Consider the following 2,787-nt stretch of genomic DNA (forward strand, 5'->3'; position numbering starts at 1 on the left):
CGCCCGGGAGCCCCATCTGCCCCAGGGCCGCCGCAAGTGCGGTCGCCATCCAGGGCGGCTGCTCGCCGTAGCGGGCGCGCTGCGGGCCCCAGCCGAACATGATCATCGTGCGGCGGGAGGAAAGTTCGAGCGCGAGCGACACGACGTCCCCGGCCGGAACGCCCGACTCCCTCGCGGCCCATTCGGGCGTCTTTTCGACGCCGTCCTCACGCCCGAGCACGTAGCCTTCGAGCGCCTCCCAACCGCTCGTGCAGCGGGCGAGGAACTCCCGGTCGGCGAGTCCGCGGGTGACGAGCACGTGGAGGATACCGAGCATGAGCGCGCAGTCGGTGCCGGGCTTCACCGCCACCCAACGGCTCCCGAGGGCCTGCGCGGTCTTGGGGCGCAGCGGATTCACCGCGATCGTCCTGATGCGCGGATGGTCCTTGAGACTGAGGATGATGCGGGTCGATTCGTGCAGCGTCGTGCTCCAGTCGACGTCGTTCGTGACGAGCGGATCGCACCCCCAGAAGACGATGCGTTCGGCGTGCTCGAGAATCTGCGGCCAGGCGGTGCTCCGCGGGTCCTTCTCACCCAATGCGTAGGGAAGAATCGTCCCGATCGCGGCGGTGGAGTAGCTGTTGCCCGTCTGCACGAAGCCGCCCATCAGGTTGAGGAGGCGCTGCAGAAGGCTGATCGAATTGTTGACCGACCCCGGGCTCTTCCAGCCGTAGGAGCGCCCCCAGACGGCGCTCGGACCCCGCTCGGCGTAGACGCGCCTGATCTCACCGGCCGTCATGTCGAGGGCCTCCTCCCAGGAGACCGGCACGAAGTCGTCCTCTCCGCGCCCGGCTCGACTCGCCGGTCCGGATTCGAGCCACCCGCGGCGCACCATCGGCTGAAGGATGCGCGCCTGCGAGTACGGGAGCTCGGTCAGATCCGCGAGGTTGGACGACGGGGCGGCGTCCGCTTCAAAGGGACGCGCACCCACCAAGCGCCCCTCCTTCGTTTCGGCGTAGAAGAGCCCCCAATGCGAGGCGGTGAGCGTTTCTCGGACGTTGTTCGTCGGCCGGGCGGCGGATTGCTTGGTCATGGAGAGCGTCTATGGACGGGAAGTCTGTTGTCGAGGAGTTCTTATACACCAACGACCGCAGATCCGAAGACCGGCGGCCGATGGGGCGTTATCAGAGTGCGGCGCACTGGAGGCGCGAAAAAGGCGGGCGCGGACCGTCAGGATTCCCGCGGACGACCCGCGCCCCAAACCTCCAAACCGTACTCAAAGAGTGAATCAGAAGGTCGGGAGCACGCCGCCCTTGTATTCCTCTTCGATGAACTTCTTCACTTCGGGCGAGGTGATCGCGGCCTTGAGCTTCTGGAACTTCGGCTCGTTCTCCTCGCCCGTGCGGACCACCACGACGTTGGCAAAGGGCGAGGACTTCGACTCGATCGCGATGGAGTCGTGCGCGGGGTTTAGGCCCGCTTGGAGCGCGTAGTTGGCGTTGATCACGGCGGCGGCGACGTCGTCAAGCGCGCGCGGGAGCTGCGCGGGCTCGAGTTCGTAGAAGGAGAGCTTCTTGGGGTTCTCGACGATGTCCACCGTCGTGGCGAGAAGCGTCGCGCCTTCGCGCAGCTTGATGAGGCCCGTGGACTCGAGGACCTTGAGGGCGCGGCCTTCATTCGTCGGATCGCTCGGAACGGCGATGCGCGAGCCCGTCGGAATGTCCTTGATCGACTTCACCCTCTTCGAGTAGACGGCCATCGGTTCGAGATGCACCGGCACGAGGATGGTGAACTTGAAGTTGTGCTGCTTCGCGAACTCCTCGAGGTAGGGGACCGTTTGGAAGAAGTTCGCGTCGAGCTCCTTGCTGTCGAGCGCAAGGTTGGGCTGCACGTAGTCGTTGAATTCGATCACCTTGAGTTCGACCCCCTCCTTCTCGAGCTTGGGCTTGATGAGGTTCACGATGTCGGCGTGCGGAACGGGCGTGACGCCGATCTTGATCACGTCGGCGGCGAGAGCGCCCGATGAGAAGGAGCCGAAGGCGAGGACGGAGGCGGCGATGGCGCCGGCGAAGGCGGAAAGACGGAGGAAGGCCATGATGACGTTTTCCTTGAAGTACTGCGGACGAAAGGTTTTCCCTGCGGCGGCTCGGTCTTCAGAGGGTCCGATGCGGCCCCGCCCGGGCAATTCGCGAAGGCGGGCGGACGCGTCTGAATCCCCAAGCGGCGTCGACGAGGCGGAGACGCGCATGAGCGTCTCCCGGATGATCCGGCCGGGCGTCGGAAGCGACCGACGACCTGCAGGAGACGAGCGTGTGCACCTTTCCCCAAGCGCCGAAGCGGGCGGACCGAAGGTCACGCCGCAGGTGGGCGCAGCCGGAGAGGATCCGGCGGAAAAGGAGCGCTTGTTCCGGCAGCTTCCAGGAAGACCCCGCGGGCTTCACTGGAGCTCCGCCCCGGGCGGGAGGAATTCCTCCGGGGCGCTCCGCCGACCGCCCCCCGGGCGTCGGCTCGATGAAGGTTACCGGAGCGCCTTCGTTTCGATTCGCCCTTTTGAATGAGCCTTGAGGTATTACGACCCTGCATGGAGAAGCCCCGTAGAAGGTTGTGCTTAGCCGCCCCGCCCAGACCCGTCACCGCCCGCCCGATTCAGTAAGCCCACGGCCCTCGGCTTGATCTTCCACAGTGGGAGAAGTACTCCATCAGGGCATGCCCTTAAGGAAGAACTAGACTTAGTGACTTTCACCATAGGGGATTCTCGACCCTCGCCGAAGCGGCCCGCACGCCGCCCCCGACCCCACGAAGAACTCC

The 2,787-nt window shown here is 65.7% G+C and carries 2 protein-coding genes; both read right to left on the reverse strand.

Annotated elements, in window-relative coordinates; genetic code table 11:
* On the reverse strand, positions 1-1,072 hold a 1,072-nt coding region (locus ACT6Y9_RS10140), incomplete at its 3' end, for a molybdopterin-dependent oxidoreductase (RefSeq protein WP_443744442.1).
* 195 nt (positions 1,073-1,267) lie between these two features.
* Positions 1,268-2,074, reverse strand: a complete 807-nt coding sequence (locus ACT6Y9_RS10145; RefSeq protein ID WP_443744443.1) for a MetQ/NlpA family ABC transporter substrate-binding protein — start codon at positions 2,072-2,074, stop codon at positions 1,268-1,270.
* Positions 2,075-2,787 lie beyond the last annotated feature (713 nt).

It is taken from the genome of Sutterella sp., assembly GCF_052272535.1.
In the GTDB taxonomy this organism is placed as follows: Bacteria; Pseudomonadota; Gammaproteobacteria; order Burkholderiales; family Burkholderiaceae_F; genus Sutterella.